The 14,533-nt window shown below is 69.8% G+C and carries 8 protein-coding genes; 5 read left to right on the top strand and 3 right to left on the bottom strand.

What is annotated here, in order from left to right; translation table 11 throughout:
- Positions 1-40: 40 nt before the first annotated feature.
- Together ACLJPL_RS16850 and ACLJPL_RS16845 are read right to left on the bottom strand one after the other, a co-directional pair.
- The gene (locus ACLJPL_RS16850; RefSeq protein WP_411081650.1) at positions 41-1,552 is read right to left on the bottom strand and encodes a glycosyltransferase family 87 protein; all 1,512 of its coding nucleotides are present in this window, start codon (positions 1,550-1,552) and stop codon (positions 41-43) included.
- Positions 1,553-1,857: 305 nt separating this feature from the next.
- Positions 1,858-4,653, bottom strand: coding sequence for a transglycosylase domain-containing protein (locus tag ACLJPL_RS16845; RefSeq protein ID WP_411081649.1), 2,796 nt, complete (start codon positions 4,651-4,653; stop codon positions 1,858-1,860).
- 399 nt (positions 4,654-5,052) lie between these two features.
- On the opposite strand from ACLJPL_RS16845, the gene ACLJPL_RS16840 reads away from it, so the two are divergent.
- The 3 genes from ACLJPL_RS16840 to ACLJPL_RS16830 all read left to right on the top strand — a co-directional run bounded on the left by ACLJPL_RS16840 (position 5,053) and on the right by ACLJPL_RS16830 (position 8,270).
- A complete protein-coding gene (locus ACLJPL_RS16840; protein WP_411081648.1) occupies positions 5,053-5,736 on the top strand; it encodes a helix-turn-helix transcriptional regulator in 684 nt (227 codons plus the stop codon).
- 59 nt (positions 5,737-5,795) lie between these two features.
- Entirely contained in the window at positions 5,796-6,878 is a 1,083-nt protein-coding gene (locus ACLJPL_RS16835; protein WP_411081647.1) for an inositol-3-phosphate synthase, read from the top strand.
- A gap of 123 nt (positions 6,879-7,001) precedes the next feature.
- A complete protein-coding gene (locus ACLJPL_RS16830; protein ID WP_411081646.1) occupies positions 7,002-8,270 on the top strand; it encodes an MFS transporter in 1,269 nt (422 codons plus the stop codon).
- A 100-nt stretch (positions 8,271-8,370) separates the two neighbouring features.
- Here ACLJPL_RS16830 and ACLJPL_RS16825 read toward each other — a convergent pair whose 3' ends face one another.
- The gene (locus ACLJPL_RS16825) at positions 8,371-9,813 is read right to left on the bottom strand and encodes a CCA tRNA nucleotidyltransferase (protein WP_411081645.1); all 1,443 of its coding nucleotides are present in this window, start codon (positions 9,811-9,813) and stop codon (positions 8,371-8,373) included.
- Between the two features lie 182 nt (positions 9,814-9,995).
- Here ACLJPL_RS16825 and ACLJPL_RS16820 point away from each other — a divergent pair, with 182 nt between their 5' ends.
- Positions 9,996-12,299: a DUF6049 family protein gene (locus ACLJPL_RS16820; RefSeq protein ID WP_411081644.1), complete on the top strand. Its 2,304-nt coding sequence runs from the start codon at positions 9,996-9,998 to the stop codon at positions 12,297-12,299.
- Between the two features lie 50 nt (positions 12,300-12,349).
- Positions 12,350-14,515 (top strand): murein biosynthesis integral membrane protein MurJ, encoded by a 2,166-nt coding sequence (gene murJ / locus ACLJPL_RS16815; protein ID WP_411081643.1) that lies wholly within the window; start codon positions 12,350-12,352, stop codon positions 14,513-14,515.
- Positions 14,516-14,533: the final 18 nt, after the last annotated feature.

Below are 14,533 nucleotides of genomic sequence, written 5' to 3'. Positions count from 1 at the left end.
GCGCGGCCCTCGTCCTGAGGGCCGCTCCCGGGCCGGAGCGTCAGCCCTCCCGGGTGGGCGGCGCGTCCCACTCCCCCTGAGGCCCGGCCCCCGTCGAGGCCGCGTATCCGGACGTTCGGCGGGCCTCGCGCGCCGGCACGAACGCGTCCGGGGCCCCGTCGAGCACCCCGCCCGAGGGGTCGTCCGACCCGTCGGCGCGCACCGGGTCCTTCCCGGGCCGCAGGATGTCCCGTACGACCAGGGCGCACAGGTACAGCGTGCCCAGCAGATGCAGGGCGATCGCCACCTGGTACCCCTCCTGCGGCAGCCCCTTGTTCTGGTCGCCGTCGCCCGTGTAGGCGAGGTAGGACCAGATCCCGAGGAAGTACATGACCTCGCACGCCTGCCAGATGAGGAAGTCCCGCCAGCGCGGCCGGGCCAGCACGGCGAGCGGGATCAGCCAGAGGACGTACTGCGGTGAGTAGACCTTGTTCGTCAGGACGAACGCGGCCACCACCAGGAACGCCAGCTGGGCGAAGCGCGGCCGGCGCGCGGCGGTCAGCGCCAGGCCCGCGATGCCCGCGCAGAACACGACCATCAGGACCACGGACGCGGTGTTCACCGTCTCCACGTCGATGGGCCTGCCGGTGCGCTGGGTGATGATCAGCCAGAACGAGCCGAAGTCGATGGGCCGCTCCTGGCTGAAGGTGTAGAACTTCCGCCACCCCTCGGGGGCGTAGAGCATCACCGGCAGGTTCACCGTCAGCCAGGCCGCCCCCGCGCCGAGCAGCGCCGTGGCGAACTCGCGCCACCTGCCCGCGCGCCAGCAGAGCACCAGGAGCGGGCCGAGCAGCAGGACGGGGTACAGCTTGGCGGCCGTCGCGAGGCCGATGAGGAGGCCGAATGCGAGCACCCGGCTCCGGGACCACATGAGCATCGCCGCGGCCGTCAGGGCGACGGCCAGCAGGTCCCAGTTGATGGTGGCGGTGAGCGCGAAGGCGGGGGCCAGCGCGACCAGCAGGCCGTCCCAGGGACGCCGGCGGTGCGTGCGTACGGTGCACACGGCGATGACCACCGCGCAGACCATCAGCATGCCCGCGTTGACCATCCAGTACATCTGCTCGCGCTGCTGGATGGGGTCGCTGTCCGGCGTCAGCGTCAGCCAGGCCGCGACCTGCATGAACAGCCCGGTCAGTACGGGGTACTCCAGGTACTGCATGTCGCCGCTCAGCCGGTCGAAGTACGGCACGAGCCCATCGGCGAAGCCGCGTCCCAGGAAGAGGTGCGGGATGTCGGAGTAGCAGGCGTGCGTGTACTGCGAGGTGGCTCCGCGGAACCAGGCCCACTCGTAGCAGGGGATCTTCTGCACCATGCCGAGGGCGAACATCCCGATGGCGACGAGGGCGACGACCCGCACGGGCGTCAGCGGACCGTCGCCGAGCCGCGCCCAGCGTCCTGCCCGACCGCCGAACAGCTCGCTCCCCGCCGCCGCGACCTCGTCCTGATCGGTGGGCCGCACGACGGGCCGCTCCTGCTGCTGCACGCTCGTGTCCTCTGCGCTGGGGCTAGGCATGCCGCACATCCTGCCGTACGGGGCTGTGGCACGGGCCTGGACCGCCCGGGGACACGGGAGGGGCTCGCGCGAAAGGGCGCGACGAGCGCGGGGCGGGACCGGACCGGAGAGCCCCTGGGAGGGCGCGCGTACGAAAGCCGCCAGGAAGGCGCGAGGGCAGCCCGGGCCGGGCGGGAAAGCCGCCGGGAAGGCGCGAGGCGCGGCCTGTCGCCGCCCGGAACGCGGCGAGGGCCGCCGCACCCGGTGGGGTGCGGCGGCCCTCGCCTGCGGCCGTCCGGGCTTTCGCGGACTCCGGACGGGTGCGGCTATCCGCTGGGGCCGCTCCACAGGCTGCCGCCGCCGTTGTTGTTGCCGCCGTTCCACCCGTTGGCGCCTTCGGTCGTGCCTTCGGTGGTGCCGCCGTCGGCCGTACCGCCGTCCGCTCCGGCGTTCGCCCCGCCGTCGACGGTGCCGCCGTTGTCCGCACCGCCATCGGCGCCGGCGTTCGCCCCGCCGTCCGCTCCGGCGTTCGCCCCGCCGTTGGGGTTCTGGCACGGCCAGTCCCAGGTGTCACAGGTCTTGCTGGGCGTGGGCGAGGGCGTCGTGGGCGTCGGGGACGGGGGCGGCGGCGGCTCCTCGGTGGAAGGCGTCGGGGAGGGCGTCGGGCTCGGCGTCGGGCTCGGCGTCGGGCTGACCGCTCCGCCGCCCCAGATGGTGTCGCCCATGGGCTGCGGCTTCGGGAACGACAGGGCCTTCTTCCCCTTCAGCGCTCCGGACATGTAGTCGTGCCAGATCGAGGCCGGGAACGAGGCTCCGTGGATCTTCTGCTCGCCGCCGGTACCGAACATCTTCTCGAACTGACGGTCGGCGTTGGTCTCGTCGTCGTCCAGCCGGAACATGCTGATCGCCGTCGAGTACTGCGGGGTGTAGCCGACGAACCAGGCGGACCTGTTGCCGTCCGTCGTACCCGTCTTCCCCGCCACCTCCCGGCCGGGGAGCTGGGCGGGGGTGCCCGTTCCGTTCTCCACCACGTTCTTCAGCACATCGGTGATGTTGTCCGCGATGAGCGGGGTGAAGGCGCGCTTGGACTTCTTCTTGTGCTGGTAGACGACCTCGCCCCCCTTCTTCACCTCGGTGACCGAGAACGTGTCGTTCTGCTGGCCGCTCGTGGCGAAGGTGGCGTAGGCGCCCGCCATCCGGATGGCGCTGGGCGAGGAGGTTCCGATGGAGAACGACGGAACGGAGGAGTTCGCCATGAACTTGTCGTCCTTGAGGCCCGCCGCCACGGCGACGTCCCTCACCTTGTCCGTCCCGACGTCCATGCCGAGCTGGACGAAGGGGGAGTTGGCCGACTTCTCCATGGCGTACCGCAGGTCGATGTCGCCGTAGCTCTCATCGCCGTCGTTCGTCTGGCGCCACTCCTTGCCGGCCTCGTTCTTCCAGACCTCGCCGTTGTAGTCCTTGATCTGGAGCTTGTCGTCGCCGTTGTAGACGCTCTTCGGGGAGATCTTGGTCCGCTGGGAGTCGCTCTGCTCCCGTCCGAGCTCCGGATCGCGCACGCCGTACTGCATCCCCGCGGCCAGGACGAAGGGCTTCCACGTCGAGCCGACCTGCGCGCCGGTGGCGTCGGCGTTGTTGGTGAAGTGCTTGGTGGCGTCCTGCCCGCCGTAGGTGGCGATGATCGCCCCGGTCTTCGCGTCCACCGAGGCGCCGCCGAACTCGACGTGGGTGTCCGTCTTCGGACGCTCCTTGGGCCTGATCTTGGCCTTGTAGACCTTGTCCACCGCGGCGGCGAGCTCCTCCACCCTCTCCTTCTCGAAGGTGGTGTGGATCTCGAAGCCGCCCATGCCGAGCTGCTCGGCGTTGAAGCCCCGGTCGTTGTTGGAGAGGAAGTTCCATTTGGCGAGCTCCACCAGGTAACCCGTCTGACCGCCCAGCTTGGCGTCCTTCTTCGGCGGCAGCGGCATGGGGAACTTCTTGTACGTGGCCCGCTCCTCCGCCGTCATCCGGCCGTCCTTGACCTGCTCGTCGAGGATCCACCTCCAGCGCGCCTTGGCCCGGTCGGTGTTCTTCTTCTTGGTCGCGTTCTTCGCGTCGACGTCGGGGGCGCCGGCCGGGTCGTAGTAGCTCGCGCCCTTGAGCAGGGTGGCCAGGAAGGCGCACTCGCTCGCGTCCAGGTCGGTGGCGTCCTTGTCGTAATACGTGCGGGCCGCGGCCTGGAGACCGGAGGCGCCCCGCCCGTAGTACGAGACGTTGAGGTAGCCCGCCATCACGTCGTCCTTCTCCATCTCGCTGCCGACCTTCAGCGTGATGAAGAGTTCCTTGAACTTACGGGTGAGCGTCTGGTCCTGGCTGAGCCACGAGTTCTTCACGTACTGCTGGGTGATGGTCGACCCGCCCTGGGTGTCACCGCCGGTCGCCATGTTGAACAGCGCGCGGCCCATGCCCTTGGGGTCGATGCCCTGGTCCGTCTCGAAGCTCTTGTTCTCGGCCGAGATCACGGCGTTGCGCATCGCCACCGGGATCTGGTCGATCTTGATCTCCTGGCGGTTGATCGCACCGCCGGTCGCCACCATCTGCGAGCCGTCGGCCCAGTAGTAGACGTTGTTCTGCGCCTTCGCCGTCTTATTGATGTCGGGCTTCTCGACCCAGGCGTACGAAAGGCCCGCCACGCCGATCAACAGCGCCAGGAAGCCCAGACAGAGGCCCGAGACCAGCTTCCACGAGGGCACCCAGCGGCGGAAGCCGCGCCTGCCGATCCGCGGGTAGTCGATGAAGCGCTTCTTGCCCGGCCGCCCGCCGTCGCCCCTGTCGCGCGGCCCCTCGGAACCGCCGCCCCCGCCACGCCGTCTGCCCCCACCGCCGGCCCCGTGGCCTCCGGACGCGCCGTCCGCCTCGGCGCCACGACGCCGGCCGCCTCGCTGGGCGGCGCGACGGGCCTCGGCGCGGCCGACATGCGGGCGCTCTTCGCCGTACGACTCGGACGGCGATTCGGAAGGTGACGCGGAGGTGGCTCTCCGTGATGGAGCTGTTCGGCGTCCCGCCGACTGCTGGGCGGCTTTTCTGGCCGCGGCGCGCCCGCCACCTTGTGACTGAGGCGTTTTGCGACGGTGCTCGCTCATGGAACGACTACTCCTCGGGCAGGCGAGAGCGCCTGGAAGCGGCAGTTGAGATCCGGTCCCCCCGAATGACGGACAAGCCCTGCGGAAGGCCCATCCGCAGTACATCCGGCAGTCCGCGATGACTGACGCACAACGGCGCCTCGCGGTTCCCGGTGGTCTGCATGCCGCACAGACTACGCACCGTCAAAACCCTCCTAGGGCCGAAGTTCACCCCAAACAACGCAAGTCACTTCCTACGAATTGGCGATGTGACGTCGCTCACGAAGGTCACCCTTGTCGAACCGCACGGCGCGATCTATCGTGCTGATGTATCGAGTCGATACATCAGTGCGGCATAACCGCAGCAGTGCATCCCCGCGGACGGTCCCGCGGAAGCGACGGCAGAAGGAGGAGGCGCCCGTGAGCCGACGCTCCGGCATCCTCGAGTTCGCCGTGCTCGGTCTGCTCCGCGAATCCCCGATGCACGGCTATGAGCTGCGCAAACGCCTCAACACCTCGCTGGGGATCTTCCGGGCGTTCAGTTACGGCACGCTCTATCCCTGCCTCAAGACGCTGGTGGCCAGCGGCTGGTTGATCGAGGAACCGGCCGACGAGGCCGCGGACGCCGCGCCCGCCACCTCCCTCACGGGACGGCGGGCGAAGATCGTCTACCGGCTGACGCCGGAAGGTAAGGAGCACTTCGAGGAACTGCTCTCGCACACCGGTCCGGACGCCTGGGAGGACGAGCACTTCGCCGCACGCTTCGCCTTCTTCGGCCAGACCGAACGCGAGGTGCGCATGCGGGTGCTCGAGGGCCGGCGCAGCAGGCTGGAGGAGCGTCTGGAGAAGATGCGCGCCTCCCTCGCCCGCACACGTGAACGACTCGACGACTACACACTTGAGCTGCAGCGGCACGGCATGGAGTCCGTGGAGCGCGAAGTGCGCTGGCTGAACGAGCTCATCGAGAGCGAGCGGTCGGGACGGGACCGGAGACGGTCCGGGCCCGAGGGCTCGGCTCAGCAGGACACATCAGGAGAGACGGACGGCCTGCCCCGGCGCCGGGGTGACACCCCGCCGGATCCGTCCGTCGACACCGCCAAGTGAAGTCACCGCACTCCGCGGCGACTTCATCGGAATCACCGATTACACAGGGAGCAACCGGAATGGGTTCGGTTCGCGTAGCCATCGTAGGCGTGGGCAACTGCGCCGCCTCGCTGGTGCAGGGCGTCGAGTACTACAAGGACGCAGATCCGGCCGGCAAGGTGCCCGGCCTGATGCACGTCCAGTTCGGCGATTACCACGTCAGCGACGTCGAGTTCGTCGCCGCCTTCGACGTCGACGCGAAGAAGGTCGGCCTTGACCTCGCGGACGCCATCGGCGCCAGCGAGAACAACACCATCAAGATCGCGGACGTGCCGAACACGGGCGTCACCGTCCAGCGCGGCCACACCCACGACGGTCTGGGCAAGTACTACCGCGAGACGATCGAGGAGTCCGTGGACGCCCCGGTCGACGTCGTCCAGGTCCTCAAGGACAAGCAGGTCGACGTCCTCGTCTGCTACCTGCCCGTGGGGTCCGAGGTCGCCGCGAAGTTCTACGCGCAGTGCGCCATCGACGCCAAGGTCGCCTTCGTCAACGCCCTCCCGGTCTTCATCGCCGGCACCAAGGAGTGGGCGGACAAGTTCACCGAGGCCGGTGTCCCGATCGTCGGCGACGACATCAAGTCCCAGGTGGGCGCCACCATCACGCACCGCGTGATGGCGAAGCTCTTCGAGGACCGGGGCGTCGTCCTGGACCGCACGATGCAGCTGAACGTCGGCGGCAACATGGACTTCAAGAACATGCTCGAGCGCGAGCGCCTGGAGTCCAAGAAGATCTCGAAGACGCAGGCCGTCACCTCGCAGATCCGTGACCGCGAGCTCGGTGCGGACAACGTCCACATCGGCCCCTCGGACTACGTGGCCTGGCTGGACGACCGCAAGTGGGCGTACGTGCGCCTCGAGGGCCGCGCCTTCGGTGACGTCCCGCTGAACCTGGAGTACAAGCTCGAGGTGTGGGACTCCCCGAACTCGGCCGGTGTCATCATCGACGCCGTCCGCGCGGCGAAGATCGCCAAGGACCGCGGCATCGGCGGCCCGATCCTCTCGGCCTCGAGCTACTTCATGAAGTCCCCGCCCGTGCAGTACTTCGACGACGAGGCTCGCGAGAACGTCGAGAAGTTCATCAACGGCGACACCGAGAGCTGAACCGGCCCTCACGGCTGACCGCCCCACCAGGGCGATGAGCGGCAACGCTCCTTCACCTGCCGCACATCGGGGGTCCCCGGGCAATCCGCCCGAGGGCCCCCGACGTGTGTGACGCTTGCTCCCATGTCTGTCGCGCGTGATCTGCGCCTGCTGCTGCGCCTGCGGAACTTCCGCCGCCTGCTCACCGTGCGGCTCCTCTCCCAGTCCGCCGACGGCGTCTACCAGGTCGCCCTGGCCTCGTACGTCGTCTTCTCCCCGGAGAAGCAGACGTCGGCGGCCGCCATCGCCTCGGCCATGGCGGTACTCCTCCTCCCGTACTCCCTGATCGGCCCCTTCGCAGGCGTCCTGCTGGACCGCTGGTCCCGCCGCCAGGTCTTCCTGTACGGGAACCTCCTGCGGGCGTCCCTGGCCTGCTGCACGGCCCTACTGATCCTCGCCTCGGTCCCGGACTGGCTCTTCTACGCGTCGGCCCTCTGCGTCACCGCCGTCAACCGCTTCGTGCTGGCCGGGCTCTCCGCCGCTCTGCCGCGCGTGGTCGACGCCGACCGGCTCGTCGTCGCCAACTCGCTCTCCCCGACCGCCGGCACCCTCGCGGCCACCGCGGGCGGCGGCCTCGCCTTCCTCGTACGGCTGGTGGCCGACGAGTCCGATGCCGCGGTCGTCCTGCTGGGCGCCCTGCTCTACCTGCTGTCCGCTCTGGCATCGCTGAGCCTGCCGCGCACGCTGCTGGGCCCCGACCCTGACGGAAACCCCCTCCGCCTGCGGGCCGCGCTGTCCATCACGGCCCGTGGACTCGTCGCCGGGCTGCACCACCTGGGAGAGCGACCCCGGGCGGCCCGCGCCCTGGCCGCGATGACGGTGATCCGCTTCTGCTACGGCGCGCTCACCGTGATGGTGCTCATGCTGTGCCGGTACGCCTGGTCGGACGACGAGTCCGATGGACTGGCCCTGCTCGCGCTGGCGGTGGGGGTCTCGGGCGCGGGCTTCTTCATCGCCGCCCTGGCGACCCCGTGGGCCGTGGGGCGGCTCGGACGGTACGGGTGGATCGTGGCCTGCACCGGAGCGGCAGCGGTCCTGACACCGGCCCTGGGGCTCCCCTTCGCCTTCGTGCCGATGCTGATCGCCGCCTTCGTTCTCGGCGTGGTGACCCAGGGCTCGAAGATCGCGACGGACACGGTCGTACAGACCTCGGTCGACGACTCCTTCCGCGGCCGGGTCTTCTCGCTCTACGACGTGCTCTTCAACGTCGCGTTCGTGAGCGCCGCGGGGGTCTCGGCGCTGATGCTTCCACCGGACGGCAGGTCCACCGCTCTGGTGGCATCGGTGGCCGTGCTGTACGCGGCCGTCGCGGTGGCGATGTTCCGCTGGCGGCGCACGGATGGCCCCCGGTAGCCGGAGGCGGATGTGCTGAGGGGCGTTGTTTCACGTGAAACAACGCCCCTCAGCACATCGGCGGCGGGTGATGTTTCACGTGAAACATCACCCGCCGCGCTCAGCTCTGGCCCGCCCACCATTCCTTGAGCGCCGTCACGGCGGCGTCCCGCTCCATCGGACCGTGCTCGAGGCGCAGCTCCAGCAGGAACGCGTACGCCTTGCCGATCACCGGTCCGGGGCCGACGCCGAGGACCTGCATGATCTCGTTGCCGTCCAGATCCGGGCGGATGGAGTCAAGCTCCTCCTGCTCCTGGAGCAGGGAGATGCGCTCCTCCAGCGCGTCATAGGTCCGGGACAGGGCGTTCGCCTTGCGCTTGTTCCGGGTCGTGCAGTCCGACCGGGTCAGCTTGTGGAGACGTCCGAGGAGCGGTCCGGCGTCGCGCACATAGCGGCGGACGGCGGAATCGGTCCACTCGCCGTCGCCGTACCCGTGGAAGCGCAGGTGGAGCTCGACCAGCTTCGACACGTCCTTGACCAGGTCGTTGGAGTACTTCAGCTCGGTCATGCGCTTCTTGGTCATCTTGGCGCCCACCACCTCGTGGTGGTGGAAGGAGACCCGGCCGTCCTTCTCGAAGCGCCGAGTCCTCGGCTTGCCGACGTCGTGGAGCAGCGCGGCCAGGCGCAGGACGAGGTCGGGACCGTCCTCCTCCAGGTCGATGGCCTGCTCCAGCACGGTCAGCGAGTGCTCATAGACGTCCTTGTGGCGGTGATGCTCATCACTCTCCAGACGCAGCGCGGGAAGCTCGGGCAGCACATGATCGGCCAGCCCGGTGTCGACGAGGAGCCCCAGACCCTTGCGGGGCCGGCCGGAGAGCAGGAGCTTGTTCAGCTCTTCCCGGACCCTCTCGGCGGAGACGATCTCGATTCGTCCGGCCATCTCCGTCATCGCGGTGACCACGTCGGCGGCGACCTCGAAGTCCAGCTGCGCCGCGAACCGGGCGGCGCGCAGCATGCGCAGGGGGTCGTCCGAGAAGGACTCCTCAGGCGTGCCCGGGGTGCGCAGCACGCGCTCGGCGAGGTCCTTCAGGCCACCGTGCGGGTCGATGAACTCCTTCTCCGGCAGCGCCACGGCCATCGCGTTGACCGTGAAGTCGCGGCGTACGAGGTCGTCCTCGATGGAGTCGCCGTAGGAGACCTCCGGCTTGCGCGAGGTCCGGTCGTACGCCTCCGACCGGTAGGTGGTGACCTCGATCTGGTAGCCGTTCTTCTGGGAGCCCACGGTGCCGAAGGCGATCCCGACCTCCCACACCGCGTCGGCCCACGGGCGGACGATGGCGAGTACGTCCTCGGGGCGGGCGTCGGTGGTGAAGTCCAGGTCGTTCCCGAGCCTGCCGAGCAGCGCGTCGCGGACCGAGCCGCCGACCAGCGCGAGGCCGAATCCGGCCTCCTGGAATCGGCGGGCGAGGTCGTCGGCGACCGGGGACACTCGCAGCAGCTCACTCACCGCGCGATGCTGCACCTGGCTCAGTGCACTGGCGTTCTCTTCGTTGGCGTTCGGCACAACAGAAAAGGGTACGTGCCCGCACCGGCCGGGGCGTCATCGTTTATCCGGGCCCTGCGGGCCTGCCGCGATCATGTGAGCCGGACCCCAGCACTTCGGCCCGCCGCACCTCGTTACCATGCGGGGACGCAGGACCGACAACGATCGACGAACACCGATGACGACGAGGGACGGGTAGGCGCGTGGCCCAGGCGGCAGACATCCAGGGGATGCGTCCCTCTCCTGCCCGCCGGTGGCTGCGGCGCACGGTCTCCGTGGTTCTGGGGGCACCGCTGCTGGCCGGTCTGCTGGCCGGTCCGGCCGCCGGGACCACCGGGGCGGCCAAGCCCGCCAAGCCGGTCAAGGCCCCCTCGGTCTCCCGCACGGTCGCTGTGTCCCTGAACACGCTCTCCCCCAGCGCTCCCGTGGAGGGGGATACCCTCACCGTCTCCGGGACGCTCACCAACCGGGGCAAGGAGACGATCAGCGACGCCGAGGTCGACCTCCGCGTGGGTCCCCGGCTCACCGGCCGGGGCGAGGTCGACGACGCCGCCAAGCGCACGGACTACGTCCCCGGAGCCGACCCGGCCGCGATCGACGACAAGTACGCGGTGAAGATCCCGAAGCTCCAGCGGGGGATCAGCCAGAACTTCACCCTCTCCGTTCCCGTCGACAAGCTGGACCTGAACGCCTCGGGCGTCTATCAGCTGGGCGTCTCGGTCTCCGGCCGTACGGCGGCCGCCCCCTACGAACAGGTCCTGGGCATCCAGCGCTCGTTCCTTCCGTGGCAGCCCGAGAAGAGCGACAAGAGGACCAAGCTCACGTTCCTGTGGCCGCTGATCGCCTCCCCGCACGTCACCGCGGAGACGCGCTCGGACGAACAGCAGACGCAGGTGTTCGCCGACGACGACCTGGCCAAGGAGCTCGCGCCGGGCGGACGGCTGGAGCAGATGGTCGCCCTGGGCGGCCGCCTCCCCGTCACCTGGGTCATCGACCCGGACCTGCTGGCGAGCGTCGCGGCGATGGCCGGAGCCTATGAGATCCGGTCGGGCGAGACGACGGTCCCGGGCAAGAACCAGACCATCGCCAGGCAGTGGCTCGCCGCCCTCGGGAAGGTCGTCGACGACGACAACGTGATCGCACTGCCGTTCGCCGACCCGGACCTGGCGTCCATCGCCCACCGGGGCAAGAACGTCTCCGGCACGCTCAGCCGTCTGCAGAACGCCTCGGCGGTGGCCGCCACCACGGTGGAGACCATCCTGCATGTGAAGCCCTCCACGGACTTCGCCTGGCCCGTGAACGGCGCCGTGGATCCGGGAATCGTCGATGTGGCGACCTCCGCGGGCGCCCACCACGTGATCGCCCGCAGCGACAGCTTCCAGGAGACCGGCGGGCTGCCGTACACCCCGACCGCGGCCCGGCCGATCGGCGGAGGCACCACCGCGGTCGTGTCCGACGCCCGGCTGTCGACGGCGTTCTCCTCCAGCATGGCGCGGGCGGACACCTCGACCCTCGCGGTGCAGAAGTTCCTCGCGCAGACCCTCGCGCTGACCGAGCAGGCCCCGGACAACGAGCGCAGCATCGTCGTGGCGCCGCAGCGGATGCCGACTGCCGCCCAGGCCCAGTCGATGGCCCGCGCCCTGGAGGGCCTGTCCGGTGACCGCTGGACGCAGCCGCTGGACCTGGTCTCCGCCTCCGAGGTGAAGCCGGACCCGCTGGCGGTCACCGAGGTGCCGCGGGCCTCCGCGTACCCGAAGAAGCTCCGCCGCCAGGAACTGCCCACCCAGGCGTTCCAGGACATCCGGATCACCCAGGGCTCCGTCGACAGCTTCGAGACGATCCTCACGCAGCCCGAGCGCGTGGTGACGCCCTTCGGCAACGCGGTCAACCGCTCGATGTCGACGTCCTGGCGGGGCCGCCCGCTGGAGGCGGAGAGCTACCGGGACGACGTTCGCGGCTACCTGAAGAGCCTCACCAACGAGGTCCAGCTGATCGAGAAGTCCGACGTCACCCTTTCCGGCCGCAGCGCGACGATCCCGGTGACGGTGCAGAACAAGCTGGTGCAGGGCGTCGACCGGCTCGTCCTGAGACTGACCTCGGACAACATCCGCCTCAAGTTCAACGACGACGGATCGAGGACCGAACTGCCGGTCCGGATCGCGGGCGGGCACAGCCAGTCGCTGAAGTTCGACACGGCGACCAGCGCCAACGGCCGGGCCCAGGTCACCGCCCGTCTGTTCACCGAGGACGGCACTCCGTACGGCAAGAAGATGACCTTCACCGTCAAGGTCTCCGAGGTGACGCCGACCGTGCTCCTCGTGATCGCCGGCGGACTGCTGCTCCTGGTGCTGGCCGGCGTCCGGATGTACGCCCACCGCAAGCGCGCCGTGGCAAGCGACACGACGAACGGCGACGGCGGCGAACCCGAGCAGCCGAGTGACCCGACCCCGGACACCGGACCGGAAAGCGGGGCCCCGTCGGAAACGGGTGAGAAAGTGGACCGTTGAGCGATGTCTGTCGTGGCCGGTCGGCCGGGGACGATGAGGTAGGGGTTTCGATGAACGCGCCGTACGACGGTGACCGCGGCCAGGGCGCCGGCGGAGCAGGCTCTCCGTCCGGGCCCCCGGTTCCTCCGGGCGCGGGCCAGGACGGCCGGCAGGCGCCGCCCGACCCGTACCTCCAGCACGCCTACGAGGACGACCCCTACCTCGCGCAGGACCTGGCGGCCCAGGACCCGGTGGGCGAGGCGCTCTACGACCGGGCGTCCCACCCGCCGCCGCCCCCCGGCGCCTACCAGGAGCCGCAGGCGCTCTACCAGCAGCCTCCACCCGCCCCGCACGCCCCCGACCCGCGCATCTGGGCCCAGACGCCGCCTCCCGAGCCCTCGGGGCCCTCCCGCCACCTCCCGTACGGCGACCGTCCGGCGACCACGCAGTTCGTCGGCGTCGACGACCTGGTCACCCGGGCGTCGGACGACCGGCGGGAGCCGGACGCCTTCGCCCACCTCTTCCGGGACCAGGAGGCGTCGGGGAAGGTCCCGGGACCGCCCGAGCCGGAACCGGCGCCCGCGCCCGTCCCGCCGAAGTCCGGCGGCGGCAAGATGTCCGGAGTGCTGAAGTCCAGCGCGCTGATGGCGGCCGGCACCCTGGTCTCCCGGCTCACCGGCTTCATCCGGTCCCTGGTGATCACCGCGGCCCTCGGGGCCGCGCTCCTCGGTGACAGCTTCACCATCGCGTACACCCTGCCGACCATGATCTACATCCTGACCGTGGGCGGCGGCCTCAACTCGGTCTTCGTACCGCAGCTCGTCCGTGCCATGAAGGACGACGAGGACGGCGGCGAGGCGTTCGCCAACCGGCTGCTGACCCTGGTGATGGTCGCGCTCGGCCTGATCGTGGCCGCCGCGGTGCTGGTGGCGCCGGTGCTGATCCAGCTGATGTCCAACACGATCGCCGACGACGTGGCCGCCAACAGCGTCGCCGTCACCTTCGCCCGGTACTGCCTGCCCACCATCTTCTTCATGGGCGTGCACGTGGTGATGGGTCAGATCCTCAACGCCCGGGGCAAGTTCGGCGCGATGATGTGGACCCCGGTCCTCAACAACATCGTCATGATCATCACGTTCGGCCTCTTCATCTGGGTCTACGGCACCTCCGCCGAATCCCGGATGGGCGTGGACACCATCCCGCCGGAGGGCGTGCGGCTGCTGGGCATCGGCACCCTTCTCGGGCTGGTCGTCCAGGCGCTGGCGATGATCCCGTACCTGCGCGAGGCGGGCTTCCGCTTCCGCCCCCGCTTCGACTGGAGGGGCCACGGGCTCGGCAAGACGGTCAAGCTGGCCAAGTGGACCGTGCTGTTCGTCCTCGCCAACCAGGCCGGCGTCCTGGTCGTCACCCAGCTCGCCACCTCGGCGGGCAAGCTGGCCGGCAAGGACGGCACCGGGTTCCTGGCCTACTCCAACGCCCAGCTGATCTGGGGCATGCCGCAGGCCATCATCACCGTCTCCGTCATGGCCGCGCTGCTGCCCCGCATCTCCCGCGCCGCCCACGACAACGACCCGGGCGCGGTCCGCGACGACATCTCGCAGGGGCTGCGCAACTCCGCCGTCGCCATCGTCCCGGTCGCCTTCACCTTCCTCGCGCTCGGTCTGCCGATGTGCACCCTGCTGTACGCCTCCAGCGGCGCCGAGGCCGCCCGGTCCATGGGCTTCATCCTGATGGCGTTCGCCCTCGGACTGATCCCGTACTCCGTGCAGTACGTCGTGCTCCGTGGCTTCTACGCGTACGAGGACACCCGCACCCCCTTCTACAACACGGTCATCGTGGCCGCCGTCAACGCCGCCGCCTCCGCCCTCTGTTACGTCGTCCTGCCCGCCCGCTGGGCCGTCGTCGGCATGGCCTTCTCCTACGGTCTGGCCTACGCGGTCGGCGTCGGCGTCGCCTGGCGCCGACTGCGCAGCCGGCTGGGCGGCGACCTGGACGGCTCCCACATCGTGCGGACCTACGCCCGGCTCTGCATGGCGGCGGTGCCCGCGGCCGTGGTCGGCGGCGGGATCGGGTTCGCACTTCTCGAACTTCTCGGCACCGGCGCTCTCGGATCACTGGTCGCGCTGGTCTGCGGCGGCGTCCTCCTCATGGGCGTCTTCTTCGTCGCCGCGAAGAAGATGCGCATCGAAGAGGTCAACGGCCTGGTCGGCATGGTCCGCGGGCGGCTCGGACGCTGAATGAACACACGGCCGCAC

Source organism: Streptomyces sp. cmx-18-6 (assembly GCF_046548915.1).
In the GTDB taxonomy this organism is placed as follows: domain Bacteria; phylum Actinomycetota; class Actinomycetes; order Streptomycetales; family Streptomycetaceae; genus Streptomyces.
This window is presented reverse-complemented; position numbering and strand designations above follow the sequence as displayed.

What these genes read in the sequence shown, in the direction of transcription:
- ACLJPL_RS16850 (WP_411081650.1), bottom strand. Translation starts at nt 1,552, where the DNA reads ATGCCTAGCCCCAGCGCAGAGGACACGAGCGTGCAGCAGCAGGAGCGG.
- ACLJPL_RS16845 (WP_411081649.1), bottom strand. Translation starts at nt 4,653, where the DNA reads ATGAGCGAGCACCGTCGCAAAACGCCTCAGTCACAAGGTGGCGGGCGC.
- ACLJPL_RS16835 (WP_411081647.1), top strand. Translation starts at nt 5,796, where the DNA reads ATGGGTTCGGTTCGCGTAGCCATCGTAGGCGTGGGCAACTGCGCCGCC.
- ACLJPL_RS16830 (WP_411081646.1), top strand. Translation starts at nt 7,002, where the DNA reads ATGTCTGTCGCGCGTGATCTGCGCCTGCTGCTGCGCCTGCGGAACTTC.
- murJ (WP_411081643.1), top strand. Translation starts at nt 12,350, where the DNA reads ATGAACGCGCCGTACGACGGTGACCGCGGCCAGGGCGCCGGCGGAGCA.